The organism is Arthrobacter sp. B1805, from assembly GCF_002929745.1.
Lineage (GTDB): Bacteria > Actinomycetota > Actinomycetes > Actinomycetales > Micrococcaceae > Arthrobacter_D.
The window spans coordinates 95,039-109,778 of sequence record NZ_PJIQ01000008.1 but is presented as its reverse complement, the minus strand read 5'-3'; the positions used below and the strand labels follow the sequence as shown (position 1 = coordinate 109,778).

The following is a 14,740-nucleotide window of genomic DNA, read 5'->3' as shown; positions in this document are numbered from 1 at the left end:
GCAGATGAGACTCCATCACCTCGAGATCCAAGCCTTCGGCCCGTTCGCCGACAGGCAGGTCGTCGACTTCGACGCGCTGTCGAGTCAGGGCCTGTTCCTCCTGAACGGCCCGACGGGTGCCGGCAAATCCAGCGTGCTCGACGCCGTGTGCTTCGCCCTCTACGGTTCCGTTCCCGGTGCACGGCAGGCCGCCAAACGGCTACGCAGCGATCACGCGGCGGCGTCCCTCGCTCCCGAGGTATCCCTCGAGTTCACGGCCTGTGACCGTCGCTTCAGGGTGGTCCGCTCGCCCGCCTGGGACCGGCCGTCGCGACGCGGCAGCGGCACCACGCTCGAGCAGGCCCGCACTCTCCTCAGCGAGCGGATCGGTTCGGAGTGGGTACAGAAGTCGGCCCGCAATGACGAAGCCGGCCTCGAGTTGCAGGCACTCCTCGGTATGGACAAGGAACAGTTCACCAAGGTCGTGATGCTGCCTCAGGGCGAGTTCGCCGCTTTCCTCCGTGCCGACGCGAAGGTTCGGCGGGAACTGCTGCAGAAGCTCTTCTCGACAACGCGCTTCGAGGACCTCGAGCGGCTGCTCGCGGAGGAGAGCCAGCGCGCGGTCCGGGCCCTCGCCGAGCAGGAGGGCAAGCAACGGAATCTCTTCCTGCGGGCGATCGACGAGGCCGAACGCCATGATCTCGGTGTGGCGGACCTCGGCATCGACCCTCTGTCCGCCGAGGAGTGGGCGGCATCGATGCGGGTGCTCGTCGCGGCACTCGCGGAGCGCCGTGATGCCGCCGCGGGGGAGAGCACCGAACTTGCGGAACGAAGTGCACTCGCAGACGGGGCGCTCGCGGCGCTCAGACGGAGACAGGATCGGTTCGATGCTCTCGAACGGGTCCGGACTCAGCAGAGCGCCCACCGGGAGCGGGCTCAGGACATCGCCCGCATGGCCGACCTGGCGAGGCGCCACGACGAGGCGCACAGGCTGGCCGCGCTGCTGCATCTGGACCACGAGGCATCCACGGCAGCGGATAGTGCACGGACCCGGTACGACGAGGCGCTCCGCCGCCTGAGGGACAACGCGGCCTCCACCGAATTCCTGGGCGGTGCGGATTCCGAGGACGAGCCGGCGCACCTCACGCGCGAACGACTGACCGCGGCCTGTGCGTCGTCGTCGTCCACGCTCGCGGTGCTCCGCGCGGCGCTGCCCGAGGAGCGCAGGCTCCTGGAGGTCCGCTCCGAACTCGACGCCAGGAGCAAGGAACTCGTGGAGCTGGACACGCGGATAGAGGGTATCGACGCGGTCATCGCCCGGGTTCAGCTCGAGCGCGCAGCAGATACCGAGAGGCTCGCTCCCTTGCGGGAAGCTGCCGACGGCCTGACGCACCTGCGTGCCGACCTCGCCGCTGCTGTCGCTACGGAGGAGACAGCCAGGCAGTTCCGTGCGGCGCAGAAACGGCAGGTGACGGCGGACGCCGATCATGCGGCGGCTTCGGAGCGGTTCCTCGACCTGAAGGAGCAGTGGCTCACCAAGCTCCAGCTCCGCCTGGAACAGGCCGCCGAGGAACTTGCCGAAAGTCTGGTGGACGGCGAGCCGTGCCCGGTGTGCGGCAGCTCCGAGCACCCCTCGCCCGTGGCCTCTCCGGGTGGTGACAGGGTCAGCCTGGCGGAGGAACAGGCGGCACGCCGCCTGCAAGCGGAAGCCGAGAAGGTGCTGCACGCCGCGCGTGACCTCCGGGATCGTGCGCGCCTCGAGGTGGCGGACCTCGCCGCGCGCGGGGGAGGGGCCTCTCCTGAAGATGCTGCGGCAGCAGCGCGGGTTGCACGGAAGAAGCTGACGGACGCCGAAGCGGCACATGCCGAACGTGCGGCTGTCGAGGAGCGTATCCAGCGCGGGAGCGATGACGAGGAACGGTCGTGCCTGCTCCGGGACTCACTGCGCGAGAAGCGTTCCGTCGCCGATGCTCGGCGGTCCTCGTTGCTCGACCAGGAGGACGCGCTGGCGTCCCGACTTGCGGGGCTGCGCGGGGACGCGCCGTCGCTGGCGGCCCGCATCAGCGCGGTGCAGAGTGCCGACGACGATCTCGAGGCGGTCCGGGAATCCCTCGACGCCCTCGCCCGGGCCGAGACTCGACAGGAGGACAGCCGCCGGCGCGTGAGTGAGGCGTTGCGCGACACCCCGTTCGAATCGGCTGATGCTGCCCGCGCGGCACTCCTGGCGGAGGACGACCATGCGCGGATCCTCGGCGCGATACGGGAGTACGAGGCACGCGCGCACCGCCTCGACGCAGCGTGGGACGAGGAAAGCGTGCGTGAGGGCCTGCGTGAGGAGCAGGAGGGCATCGAGCGACCCACGGACGAGGACCAGCGACTGGCCGCCGGCGCCGCCGACGACCTCCGAGGTCGAGCGCAGCGAGCGGGCATCAGCGCCGAAGTGCTCGGTCACTCGGTGGCGCAGCTCGAGACCTACGCGCGGAAGTTCGCCGATCTCGAGCAGGTCATCGAGCCGCTGCGCGCGCATGCCCGGCTGGTCGCAGCCGTTGCTGACACTGCGCGAGGAGGAGGAGAGAACCTGTACAAGATGCCGCTGGCCACGTATGTGCTCGCTTCGCGCCTCGAGCAGGTAGCGGCCGCCGCCACCGAACGCTTGCTGCAGATGTCCGACGGCCGCTACGCACTGGTGCACAGCGACGCCACGGCGGGCAACAAGCGGTCCGGGCTGGGCCTGAACGTCATCGACGGCTGGACCGGGAATCGGAGGGATACCTCCACGCTCTCGGGTGGCGAGTCCTTCATGGCCTCGCTTGCGCTGGCGCTCGGCCTGGCCGACGTCGTCCAGCAGGAGTCGGGAGGGCTCGACATCGAGACGCTCTTCGTCGACGAGGGATTCGGCTCTCTCGATGATCAGGCGCTCGAACATGTCATGGACGCGCTGGAAGGACTCAGGAGCGGCGGGCGTGTCGTGGGACTGGTCAGTCACGTGCCCGAGCTCAAACAACGGGTGGGGGCGCAGTTGCAGGTCATCAAGGGCCGGCAAGGGTCGAGCCTGCGCTTCGTGGAGCAGCCGGCCAGCGTGTAAACTTGATGCGTTACCGGGTCGGGCGCATCGGGAGGGGGGACGATGCGCGTTCGATGCACCCGGAAAGCGCATGTACAAGAACCCCTCCCCGGCCACGCCGGAACCTCTTCGTTCACCGGACCAGTCCCAGCTCGGCATCCCGCGCCGGTCACGCCTCGGCAAGTTCGGTGTCCTTCCGCACCTTGCCGGCTCTTCCTTCCTGATCATCGGCTTCTTCGCGCGGCTGCCCCTGGCGATGCTCACCGTCGGTGCCCTCACGCTGGTCACGACTGCCAGCGGCTCCTATGCGGCAGGCGGCTTCGCGGCCGGCGCCGTCGGCCTAGGCTCGGCCATGGGCGCGCCGCTCCTCGGCATCCTCGCCGACAAGCGCGGCCAGCGCATCGTGCTGCTCGCATCGGCGATCCTGAACACGCTGGCCATCGCAGGCCTGCTCGTGATGACGCTGACCGCAGAACGATTCACGGGCAGCGCCCTCGTCCTCGTGCTCGTCGCCTCCCTCGCCATGGGCTTCACCTGCCCGCAGATCGGTCCCTTCGCCCGGGTCCGCTGGATGGCCATGACCCGTCGGAGTCCGCGGAGCGCGCTGGACACGGCGCTGTCGTACGAAGGAACAGCCGACGAACTGACATTCGTCCTCGGGCCGGCGCTCGTAGGGCTGCTCGCCAGCCTGATCGCACCGTGGCTCCCGCTGGCGCTCGCGGCGGCCCTGACCATCACCCTCGTCAGCGCCTTCGCCGTGCATCCGACCGTCGCCCACAGTGACGCGGGCCCGGCCCCCGTCGGCGGCGATGAGGAAGGCAGTTCGCAGGGGGTTCCGCGCGCACGCACGTTCGGGCTGGTCCTGCTGCCCGTGGCGGGAATGATCGCCATCGGGACGTTCTTCGGGTCCACCCAGACCTTCCTCACCGCGTACGCAGGCACTTTCGGTGCCGCCGAATCCTCCGGGCTGCTCTATGCGGTCATGGGATCGAGTTCCGCCATCGCCGCGCTGACCGTGGCGTACTGGTCCCCGCGCTTCAGGCACACGAGCCGGTGGGTCGCGTCTGCAGGCGCGATGGCACTGGCGGCGTGCGCCCTGGCCCTGCCGAGTTCTCTTCCCGCAATGCTGGTGGTGCTGTTCCTCCTCGGCATCTTCGTCGGTCCCACCATGGTGACCATCTTCTCGATCGGTTCGGCCGTCGCGCCGGCGCATCGCCTGGGCACCGTCATGACGTTCCTCGCCAGCGGCATCGTGGCCGGCACCGCCATCGGCTCCGCGCTCGCCGGCACCCTTGCGGAGTCCGGAGGGGCTGCCGGAGCGTCGGTCGTGCCCGCACTCGCCGCCGTCGTTCTGTTCATCCTCGGAACCCTGTCCGCCCTCGCCCTGCGGTCCACCAGGAGTTGACGCATCCGACCGTCGATGATCAGCCTGCTGTCAATTGGCAGGTCCCGAGCATAGGATCGGAAGACATCGAGACGCAGGAGGATCCATGAGCACCGAAGGCACCGAGCGAGACGACAGTACCGAGCGAAACGACAGTACCGACGCGGCGGACGGCGTAGGGCCGGACGGCACCATTCCCGCGAGCGATGACGGAGTAGCGGCGGGTTCGACGGCGGAGCCGAGCAACTTCGAGCCCGAGGAAGACGACGGCGGCAGCAAGAACGACTAGCGCCCGGGCGACGTGCCGCGGGTGGGGGAGGAGCGGGAATCCCCCTCGACGGCGGCACTGTCCAGGCAGGCGCCCTGCCTGGGCGTGCACCTGCCTCACCGGCCCACGGCTGCAGGTCCCGCCAGGAATTCCTGGGGGAACCTCCAGCTCGTTCCGGGGTCGGAGAGTCCGGCCGCGCCGGGGCGATCAGCTGATGCGGGGAGCGCGGTCAGGCGGGTCGGGAATGCGGACGTTGCCCGTGAAGACCCCACCGGTCACGGCGTCCGCCTCATCCCTTCCGCGACCGGTCACGGGAACATTGGCGTTACCCGGTTCCGCCCCCGACGGCACGGCAGGAGCCTGCTCGTCCGCGTGGCTGCGTAGCTGGAGCGCGACGTCGTGGGCATAGGGCCGCATCGAGGGATCCCTCGATGTCATCCGCCGGAGCAGGTCGCTCCACTCGGGGCCGAGCGAATCAGGGACCTCGGGATTGCGCAGGAGCCGCGCCAGGGCGGCCTCCACCACGGGTCCGGGAAAAGCCTTCTCGCCCGTCAGGCACTCGAGGAGCACGAGTCCGAGCGAGTAGATGTCGCTGCGTTCATCGAGCGGATCGCCCTTGGCCTGCTCGGGGCTGAGGTAGTTGGCCGTTCCGATCGTCGCACCCACGGCCGTGGCCATGGTCGCCTCGACCATGCGCGCGATGCCGAAGTCGGTGAGCTTCGGATACAGGCGCGTCTCGTTGTCCCGGCTGTGGAACATCAGGATGTTGGCGGGTTTCACGTCGCGGTGGACGACGCCTTCGGAGTGGATATAGGCCAGGGCGTCGGCGAGATCCGCTCCCAGTTGGGCGACGTCCTCGGCGGGAAGGGCGCCACGCTTCAGCAGGTGGCGGAGGTCCTCGCCGTCGACGAGCTCCATGACCAGGAAACCCGTCGTGCGGCCGTCGTCGTCCTCATGGATCCCTGCATCATGCAGCGTCACGAGCCCGGGATGGTTCAGTGTGGACAGCAGCATGGTCTCGGTGTGCTGGCGTCGGTAGTTGTCGTCGTCCGCCGTCGTCGGGTTGAAGATCTTGATGGCGACGTCGCGTCCGAGGTTGCGATCGACGGCTCGGTAGACCGAGGCGGTTCCGCCGACGCCGAGAAGGCCGGTTGTCTGGTACCGGTCAGCAAGGAGCACATCCATGCGTGTCCTCCTGCGACGGGTTGTGGGTGTCGATCGCTGAACCTCTTGATAAGGCTGCTGATCAGTTGTCAGTATAACGCGGCCGGTGGGTCCTTCCGCCGCTTAGCCACGCGGTGTACCGCACCTTCAGACAGTGCTACATCCTCAGGCCAGGAAGGCGAGGGCGGCGTCCTTGAAGGCCCTCGAGGTGACGGCGTTCGTGTGGTTTCTGCCAGGAAGGACGGCGATCTCGGCGCGCGGAGCCAGGTTCCTGAGATCCTGGATGCCGGCGGCATACTCGTCCTGGTCCCCGGCGACGAGGAGCAGCGGCATTTTCGGGACGGCGCCCGCCGGGTCGAACGGCTCGGTCTTGACCGCCGACACCATTGCCAGGAGTGACGGCAGGTCGTTGCCGGGTAGTGCCTCTGCCATGCGCAGGAGGTCCGCCGTCGTCGGGTCCTCCGGCGCCGGTCCGCCTGCGAGGAATCGCTCGGCGCCTTCGAGGTCGAAACCGGCCAGCGGATCCGCTGTCCCCGGCCCGCCGAGCACCATCCTGCGCACCAGCTCCGGCTGCGTGGCACCGAATTCCCAGGCCAGGCGAGCCCCGAGCGAATATCCGATGACGTCGACGCCGGAGTCGGGCCGGCCCTCGGTGATCGGCAGGACGCGTTCGTCGAACAGGGCCTGGAGGATGTCTGCGCGCATACGGCTCGGGGCGTAGGCGCCTGCATCCGCCGGCGCGGCGCTGTCCCCGTGGGCAGGCAGATCCACCATGATCACCGAGCGGCCCGCGTCATTGAGGAACCGGACCCAGCCCGAGTCCACCCAGTTCCGACTGGAGGAGGACCCGAAGCCGTGCAGCAGCAGGATGGGCCGGAGGCCGATGTCGCCGGTCGCATCGCTGCGGGAGATGGCCAGATGGGGGTCGACGCCTTCGACCTCGTGTACAGCGTGGTGGTCCATGTCCCCATCGTAAGGGCGGCAGAGACGTGTGCACCGTTGAACACATCCCCGCCGCGCGGCCTCGAACGGCCGACGGTGTGACTTTAGGCACTTCTGGCGTCAGGGGCAAGCCGAGTGCCTGTATGACGGCCCGCGTCATGGAGAGCGGCCGCCTTGGACGACCGGTTCCGATGAGTTACAGTCATCATGACCCTAACAATGGCCCCAGCGGAGCAGGAGGAAGGCCGGCATGTACAGTTCGGCCAACGTCTCCGAACGGCAGGTGCAACCGCCGTCGCTCGCCATCTCGACGGTCATCTTCGCGCTCCGTCCCGACGCCGGATCGGGCCGTCTCGAGATATGGCTCCCGCTCGTGCGCCGGGTCCGACAGCCGCACCTCGGCAAGTGGGCTCTTCCCGGTGGACCCCTCGGCGGTCGCGAGTCGCTCCATGACGCTGCAGCGCGGAATCTCAGGGAGACGACGAACCTGGACCCGACCTACCTCGAGCAGCTCTACGCCTTCGGGGGACTCGATCGATCGGCGACGCAGCGTCTGGTGTCGATCGTCTACTGGGCCCTCGTTCGGCCGGACCAGGCGGATCTGGCGCAGGAGTCGGAGAACGTCCGGTGGTTCCGCGCCGCCGAAGCGGTCGGCCTCGCCTTCGACCACGACGAGATCGTCGCCTACGCATTGGAACGCCTCCGCGGCAAGATCGAGTACGGTTCCGTCGCCTACCACTTCCTGGGTGAGCGTTTCACGCTTGCGCAACTGAGGGGCGTCTACGAAGCGGTGCTCGGCAGGCACCTCGACCCGGCGAACTTCAGGCGCCAGCTCCGCTCGGCGAAGGACATCTCCGCAACGGACGAGGTACTCCAGGGCGGGCGGAACCGGCCGCCCCGCCTCTACCGGTACACCGGACCGGACGCCGGTACCCCTCCCCGAGAGGCTCCGCAAGCATCCGGATCCGCCGAATGGCCCGCTCCGGATGCTCCGCCCTAACCCAGCAGCGTCATCACCCCCGACCCGAACCCGACCGCCGCGATCACAGAGCGGCGGTCCCCACCCCAGGGAGAACCAGTGTCCGTCACGACCGCCATCAAGCTGATCTCGCGCGGCGAGGCAGGAGCCGCCGCGGCGACTGCAACGTGCTCGCCGAACCTCGCGCGCGATCCCTGGGCCTTCGACGCCCTTCCCATGCCCGACTACGGCCCCGGTGCCTCCATGCACGACCAAGCCCCGTCCGCGACTCCGCGCCAGGGCGAACTTCCCGAGGAGTATCGAGCCGCTCCGGCCGACGAGCTGGACAGGCGGATCCTCGCCGCGAAGAAGACACTCGGAGAATCGGTCGTCATCCTCGGACACTTCTACCAGCGCGACGAAGTGGTGCAGTACGCCGACTTCGTGGGGGACAGCTACCAGCTCGCCCGCGCCGCCACGGAGCGCACCGCAGCGGAGGCCATCATCTTCTGCGGCGTCCACTTCATGGCGGAGACAGCCGCCATGCTGTCGACCCCGGAGCAGGCGGTGATCCTCCCGAACCTCGCGGCCGGCTGCTCGATGGCGGACATGGCCGACATCGACTCGGTGTCGGAGTGTTGGGACCAGTTGACAGCACTCTTCGGCTCGGAACCCGACGTCGACGGCCGCCAGCCGGTCATCCCTGTCACCTACATGAATTCCTCCGCGGCGCTCAAGGGCTTCTGCGGCGAGAACGGCGGCATCGTCTGCACGTCCTCGAACGCGGCCGCGGTCCTCGAATGGGCCATCGAACGCGGCCAGCGCGTCCTGTTCTTCCCCGACCAGCACCTCGGGCGCAACACCGCCAAAGCCATGGGCGTGCCGCTCGAACAGATGCCCATGTGGAATCCGCGCAAGCCCTGGGGCGGCACCGACGAGCAGACCCTCATCGATTCCCGCGTGATCCTGTGGCACGGCTTCTGCTCGGTGCACAAGCGCTTCACCGTCGCGCAGATCGAGAAGGCGCGGGCGGAGTTCCCCGGCGTCCGCGTGATCGTCCACCCCGAGTGCCCCATGCCCGTGGTCGACTCCGCGGACGAGTCGGGATCCACGGACTACATCCGGAAAGCGATCGCGGCAGCCGAGCCGGGCAGCACCTTCGCGATCGGCACGGAGATCAACATGGTGAACCGGCTTGCCGCCCAGTACCCGGAGCACGCCATCTTCTGCCTGGATCCCGTCATCTGTCCGTGTTCGACGATGTACCGGATCCACCCGGGGTATCTCGCCTGGGTGCTCGAGGGACTCGTTGACGGGCAGGTGCTGAACCGGATCACCGTGTCCGCGAACGTGACCGAGCACGCCCGCGTAGCCCTGAACCGGATGCTCGCGGTCCAGCCATGACACCCGAGCGTCCGGGTGCCCGCCGTTCGGTGGCGGGCGGCACGCACCGCGTCGTCGTCGTCGGTGCCGGCATCGCCGGGCTGCAGACCGCCCTGGTGCTCCGACGCCTCGCTCCGGGGTTCGAAGTGGTCCTGGTGTCGAAGGCTGCGCTCGCGGAGAGCAACACGCGCTACGCGCAGGGTGGCATCGCCGCCGTCGTTCCTGGAGCGTCGGCCGTCAGCATCGGCGGTGACGGGCGGAAGCACCTGCAGCACGACACCGTCGACGCGCACATCGCCGACACGCTCGCAGCCGGCGCCGGGCTCGGCGACCCGGACGCCGTTGCAGTGCTCTGCCACGGTGCAGAGAGCGGAATCGGTGAGCTGCAACGGGCAGGGATCGTCTTCGACGCCGATGCGGCCGATCCCGGAATGCCGGCGCGCGGGCGGGAAGCAGCACATTCCGCAGCACGGATCCTCCATCTGGGTGGTGATGCCACCGGGGCCGGACTCGTGGACACCCTGACTGCCGACGTCCGGCGCGACGCCGGTATACGCGTGCTCGAGGAGACGCTCGTGACACGGGTGCTGCTCGAGGACTCCCGGACCGCTCCTCGGCGCGCGACCGGCGTCGAGGTGCTCGAGGGCGGCGTTCGGCGCGAGCTCCCGGCCGACGCCGTCGTTCTCGCCACCGGGGGAGCAGGGCAGCTCTTCGAGCACACGACCAACCCTTCGATCGCCACAGGCGACGGCGTGGCACTCGCCTGGCGCGCGGGCGCGGCCGTGGCGGACCTGGAGTTCTTCCAGTTCCACCCGACGTCGCTCGACGTACCGGGCAATCCGCTGATCTCGGAGGCCGTCCGGGGCGAGGGCGCTCGGCTCGTCGACGCCGCTGGACACCGCTTCATGACCGACTACCACCCGGAGGGGGACCTCGCGCCGCGTGACGTCGTCTCCCGCAGCATCGCGCGCCACCTCTCCCGCCGGGCATCGAGCGCATCGGACGGCCGTGGGAGCCAGGTGTACCTCGATGCGACGGCGCTCGGCAGAGAGTTCCTGTCGACACGTTTCCCATCGCTCAGCGCACTCACTGCGCTGCACGGCTACGACTGGTCGTCCGACGTCGTGCCCGTCGTTCCGGCTGCGCACTACTGGATGGGTGGGGTGTGGACGGACACGGAGGGTCGGACGTCGGTGCCAAACCTCTTCGCGGTCGGGGAGGTTGCCCGGACGGGTGTGCACGGCGCCAACCGGCTCGCCTCCAACAGCCTGCTCGAAGGCGTGGTCTTCGGGGCGCGGTGCGCGGCGGCGATCGCCGCGGGGGGAGGAGCAGCACCCCGGTTCGACATCGAGCACCTCGACCTGGCCGCTTCCGGCAGCGGTACGCAGTCCTTCACGCGACGTGATCTGCAGGCGCTGATGACCGACCACGCGGGGATCCTGCGCTCCGGGGATGGTTTGGTCCTCGCGCTGAAACACCTCGCCTCCTATCGGGAACCGGCGGACGCCGAGATGGCGAACCTGCTGCTCTGCGCGCGGTTGCTCGTGCATGCCGCCCTCGAGCGCCCGATGTCCTGCGGAGCGCACTACCGCTCCGACCACCCCCAAGCCGGTCCCCGCATTCCAGCCCCGAGCAGGACCTACGCATGCTCCATCGAAGGAACCCGATGACTCCCGCCGCATCCGGTACTGCATCCGCCGCCCCAAGCACCGTCGTCGTCCTGGCGCCACCTCCGCAGCACCTGGTCGATGCGGTCGTCGCGTCCGCGCTCGCCGAGGATGCGCCGTGGGGGGACATCACCTGCCAGGCGCTGATCGACCCCGACCTCCGGACGACGGCTGCGATCACCGCACGCGAACCCGGCATCCTCTGCGGGACGACCGCGATCGAAGCGGCGATGAGGCTCACGGACGAGCGCATCAGCGTGACGTTCCCACGGCCGGACGGTACCCGGTTCGACGCCGGGGACACGATCGCGGACATCAGCGGTCCGGCGTCCGGCATCCTCACGGCGGAGCGGACCGCGCTCAACATCGCACAGAGGCTCAGTGGTATCGCGACCATGACGAAGGCGTTCGTCGACGCGGTGGACGGCGCCCCCGCGCGGATCGTCGATACGCGCAAGACCACCCCGGGACTCCGGGTGCTCGAGCGCTGGGCAGTGCGCTGCGGCGGAGGGTCCAATCACCGATCGAGCCTCTCCGACGCAGTCATGGTCAAGGACAACCACCTCGCGTTGCTGGCCCTCGACGGGCCTGAAGCCCTGACGCAGGCATTGCGGGACGTCAGGTCACGACTGCCGCACACCGTGCACGTTGAGGTGGAGGTGGACAGGCTCGAGCAGATCGGGCCGGTCCTCGCAGCGGGAGTGGACACGATCATGCTGGACAACTTTTCCCTCGACGACCTCGCCGAGGGAGTGAGGGTCATCGGTGGCCGGGCGCTCGTCGAAGCCAGCGGAAACGTCCGCCTCGACACGGTGGCGGCCATCGCGGCGACCGGCGTGGACATCATCTCCGCAGGCGCGCTCACGCACAGCGTCCGGTCCCTCGACCTCGGCCTCGACTTCGTCCTGCAGCCCGACCGCACCGGGTCCCGAGCATGATCTACCTCGACGCCGCAGCCACTGCACCTGCCCGGCGCGAGGTCCTGGAGGAGATGTGGCCCCTCCTGACCTCCGTCTTCGGGAATCCCTCCAGCCATCACGCGATCGGTGAAGCCGCCGCGGCAGAACTGGCGCGGGCACGAGCGGGTGTAGCCGCCCTGCTCGGGTGCCGTCCCTCCGAGGTGGTGTTCACCTCCGGCGGCACCGAGGCCAACAACCTCGCGCTCAAGGGTATGGCCCTTGCAGCGCCCAGGGGCCGGCACATCGTGACCAGCGCGATCGAGCACCCGGCGGTCCTCGAGACGCTGGCCTACCTCCGGGATTTCCACGGCTTCCGGCTCACGGTCATGCCCGTATCGGCCACGGGCCGGATCACGCCCGAAGCCCTGGAAGCCGCGCTCGAGGTCGGGACGACGCTGTGCACCTTGATGTACGCGAACAACGAGGTGGGTACCCTTCAGGACATCGCGGCGCTGTCGGACGTCTGCAGGAGAGCCGGCGTCCCTCTACACTCGGACGCGGTGCAGGCCGCGGGCTGGCTTCCACTCGACGTCGACGCGCTGGGCGTCAGTGCGCTCAGCATCTCGGGCCACAAGCTGGGTACGCCCAAGGGGATCGGTCTGCTGTACCTCAGGTCGGGCACGCCCTGCGAGCCCGTGCTGCACGGCGGCGGACAGGAACGCGGGCGAAGGTCCGGCACGGAGAACGTGGCCGGGGCCGTCGGAGTGGCACGGGCGCTCGAACTCGCACAGCGGGCACTCCCCGCCGCAGCCGCGCTCGCGAGTGAAGCACGGGCCTCCTTCATCGGCGCGATTCTGGCCGATGTTCCGGAGGCGGTGCTGACGGGCGATGCCCATCACCGGCTCCCCAACCTCGCGTCCTTCTGTTTCCCGGGTGTCAGCGGCGAGTCGGTCCTCCTGGAGCTCGACCGCAGGGGAGTGGTCTGTTCCAGCGGTTCCGCCTGTGCGGCCGCGTCCTCAGAGCCGTCGGCCGTGCTCCTGGCGCTGGGAATCGATGCCGAGACTGCTTCCAGCGCCGTCCGATTCTCCTGGACGCAGGACACCACGCCCGGCGATCTGGAGGAGGCGGCCCGAGCTGTCGCCGATGCGGTCCGCGCCGCCCGCTCCCTCGGTGCAATACAGGGGTCGGGAGCTCGATGAAGGCCTAGACTGGCGGCACCCAGCGTTGCGAGGGAGGGACACCATGCGCAGGAGATCATCCCCACGTGCGGACGGGCAGCGCCACGTGCACACGGTTGTGGCGGCTGTGCTCGCCTGCCTGGTGCTGGCGTCGTGCACCGGTACGCAGGAGGGCGAAGGGGGAGCGGTGGAATCCTCGGTGCCCGCTGCGAGTCCCACGCCGGAGCCCACCACGGCTCCACTGCGGGAGGCACGCGAGGGGTGGAAGGTTTTCACCGATCCGAGCAGGCTCGTGAGCTTCGAATTGCCCGAGGCCTGGGTGGTGCAGCCGCTGCAGCCCGAACCCGGTGCCTACGCGCCGGACTCGCTGCACTATGCCGTCCGCACGCCGGAGGGGACGACCGCCGCGGAACTGCATTCCGGCATCCTGACGCAGGAGGCGCCGTGTCCCGATGCAGACCGCACGCCGTACTACGTCATCGGCAGTGAGCCGCTCGAGTTGACCGGTCAGCCCCCCGCCGCGACGGACATCGAGCCCCGCTTCGTGATCCGGCTCATCACGGGCTTCCGCTTCTTCGGCTCCTACGGCATCACGGACCAGGTGGGCGGAGCGGACGCCCTGGCGTGCTCCCTGTCCAATACCGTCCAGGGCAGTGAGGCCCTGGGACGCTTCAGCTTCGGTGATCTCGAGGTGCTCGCACCGAAAGCTCCGGCGAACACCGGACCGGCCACGGTGTCCTTCGGCACCATCGGCGAAGCGGAGGCGTACTACGGGACTCCTGAGTTCGCCAGCATCCGCTCCATGATTCAGTCGGTGCAGATCGCGACCGATCCTCCCGGCCAGGGTGGATGATTAGCCGGCGGGTGCCAGTGCCGCGTAATCGACGCCGGTCAGCTCGACGCTTCGATCCCACAGCCGGACGGCGATGTCGCGGTCCAGCACGCGGGCGGCAGGCGCGACGAGACGCGGCGCTCCGCGGGTCTCGCCGGGCCCGGACGGACCATAGAAATCGCCGCCCCTGACGTCCGGATGCGTCGCGGCGTACAGGGTCGGCAGCGCACCCGCGGCGTCGGACTGGCTCATCAGCTTGAAGAAGCCGCCGACGACGTCGAGCATGGCCGGAGCCCGCATGCCGGCTGTCAGGTTCGTGTTGGCGAGGCCAGGATGGGCAGCGACAGACAGCAGATCCCACCCGGCCGCGCGCGCCCGACGGTCGAGTTCGACCATGAAGTACAGGTTGGCGATCTTGCTCTGTCCGTAGGCCCTCCACCGCCGGTACCCGCGCTCGGACTGGAGGTCGTCGAAGTTGATGCGGCCCCCCTTGTGGGCAACGCTGGAGAGGGTGACGACCCGGGCCGTCCGCGCTTCCTGCAGGTTCGGCAGCAGGAGACCGGTCAGCGCGAAGTGGCCCAGGTGGTTCGTGCCGAACTGCAGCTCGAAGCCGTCCGCGGTGGTGCCCTTGGGTGTCGCCATGATCCCTGCGTTGTTCACGAGGATGTGGACCGGCCCGGTCAGGGCGGCCGCGAAAGCCCGGATGGACGCCAGGCTCGCGAGGTCCAGGACGTGCACATGGAGCCGGTCGCTACCCGTCAGGGCCCGGATCCTCTGCTCGGCGTCGCGCCCCCGCTGCTCGTTCCGGCAGGCAAGCACGACGTCGGCACCCTTCCTCGCCAGTCCGACGGCGGTCTGCAGGCCGAGCCCGCTGTTGGCCCCGGTGATGACGGCACGACGACCCGTCAGGTCGCCGATCGCCTCCGCAGTGAAGTCGCTCATGGTGGTCCTTTCCAGCCGGTCATCCTGCCCGGCAGGATGGCGCCCGCCGGCGTCGAGGGTTGCCGCCCACCTCAGCTTAG

At 69.2% G+C, this 14,740-nt stretch carries 12 protein-coding genes; 9 read left to right on the top strand and 3 right to left on the bottom strand.

Annotated features, from left to right (window positions below; all coding sequences use genetic code 11):
• Positions 1-4: 4 nt before the first annotated feature.
• From CXQ96_RS10725 to CXQ96_RS10715, 3 genes are all read left to right on the top strand, one after another.
• Positions 5-3,064, top strand: a complete 3,060-nt coding sequence (locus CXQ96_RS10725) for an AAA family ATPase (RefSeq protein WP_104118033.1) — start codon at positions 5-7, stop codon at positions 3,062-3,064.
• Between the two features lie 70 nt (positions 3,065-3,134).
• Positions 3,135-4,448, top strand: coding sequence for an MFS transporter (locus tag CXQ96_RS10720; RefSeq protein WP_104118032.1), 1,314 nt, complete (start codon positions 3,135-3,137; stop codon positions 4,446-4,448).
• A gap of 85 nt (positions 4,449-4,533) precedes the next feature.
• The gene (locus CXQ96_RS10715; RefSeq protein WP_104118031.1) at positions 4,534-4,716 is read left to right on the top strand and encodes a hypothetical protein; all 183 of its coding nucleotides are present in this window, start codon (positions 4,534-4,536) and stop codon (positions 4,714-4,716) included.
• Positions 4,717-4,902: 186 nt separating this feature from the next.
• On the opposite strand, the gene CXQ96_RS10710 is transcribed toward CXQ96_RS10715, so the two are convergent.
• The gene (locus CXQ96_RS10710) at positions 4,903-5,880 is read right to left on the bottom strand and encodes a serine/threonine-protein kinase (protein ID WP_104118030.1); all 978 of its coding nucleotides are present in this window, start codon (positions 5,878-5,880) and stop codon (positions 4,903-4,905) included.
• Positions 5,881-6,024: 144 nt separating this feature from the next.
• Positions 6,025-6,822, bottom strand: a complete 798-nt coding sequence (locus tag CXQ96_RS10705) for an alpha/beta fold hydrolase (protein ID WP_104118029.1) — start codon at positions 6,820-6,822, stop codon at positions 6,025-6,027.
• 229 nt (positions 6,823-7,051) lie between these two features.
• Between CXQ96_RS10705 and CXQ96_RS10700 the strand changes: the two genes are divergently transcribed.
• From CXQ96_RS10700 to CXQ96_RS18060, 6 genes are all read left to right on the top strand, one after another.
• Entirely contained in the window at positions 7,052-7,801 is a 750-nt protein-coding gene (locus tag CXQ96_RS10700) for an NUDIX domain-containing protein (protein WP_104118028.1), read from the top strand.
• 96 nt (positions 7,802-7,897) lie between these two features.
• Positions 7,898-9,163: a quinolinate synthase NadA gene (gene nadA / locus CXQ96_RS10695; RefSeq protein ID WP_104118135.1), complete on the top strand. Its 1,266-nt coding sequence runs from the start codon at positions 7,898-7,900 to the stop codon at positions 9,161-9,163.
• Positions 9,160-10,812 (top strand): L-aspartate oxidase, encoded by a 1,653-nt coding sequence (gene nadB, locus CXQ96_RS10690; protein WP_104118027.1) that lies wholly within the window; start codon positions 9,160-9,162, stop codon positions 10,810-10,812. The genes nadA and nadB overlap by 4 nt, the downstream gene beginning before the upstream one ends.
• Positions 10,809-11,747: a carboxylating nicotinate-nucleotide diphosphorylase gene (gene nadC, locus CXQ96_RS10685; protein WP_104118026.1), complete on the top strand. Its 939-nt coding sequence runs from the start codon at positions 10,809-10,811 to the stop codon at positions 11,745-11,747. Before nadB ends, nadC begins: the two co-directional genes overlap by 4 nt.
• On the top strand, positions 11,744-12,907 hold the full coding sequence (locus tag CXQ96_RS10680; protein ID WP_104118025.1) for a cysteine desulfurase family protein: 1,164 nt from the start codon (positions 11,744-11,746) through the stop codon (positions 12,905-12,907). The genes nadC and CXQ96_RS10680 overlap by 4 nt, the downstream gene beginning before the upstream one ends.
• 43 nt (positions 12,908-12,950) lie before the next feature.
• Complete coding sequence (locus tag CXQ96_RS18060; protein WP_146070859.1) at positions 12,951-13,739, top strand: hypothetical protein; 789 nt, start codon at positions 12,951-12,953, stop codon at positions 13,737-13,739.
• Here CXQ96_RS18060 and CXQ96_RS10670 read toward each other — a convergent pair whose 3' ends face one another.
• Positions 13,740-14,660 carry an oxidoreductase gene (locus CXQ96_RS10670; protein WP_104118023.1) on the bottom strand — a complete coding sequence of 307 codons (921 nt, stop codon included), beginning with the start codon at positions 14,658-14,660 and terminating at the stop codon, positions 13,740-13,742.
• Positions 14,661-14,740: the final 80 nt, after the last annotated feature.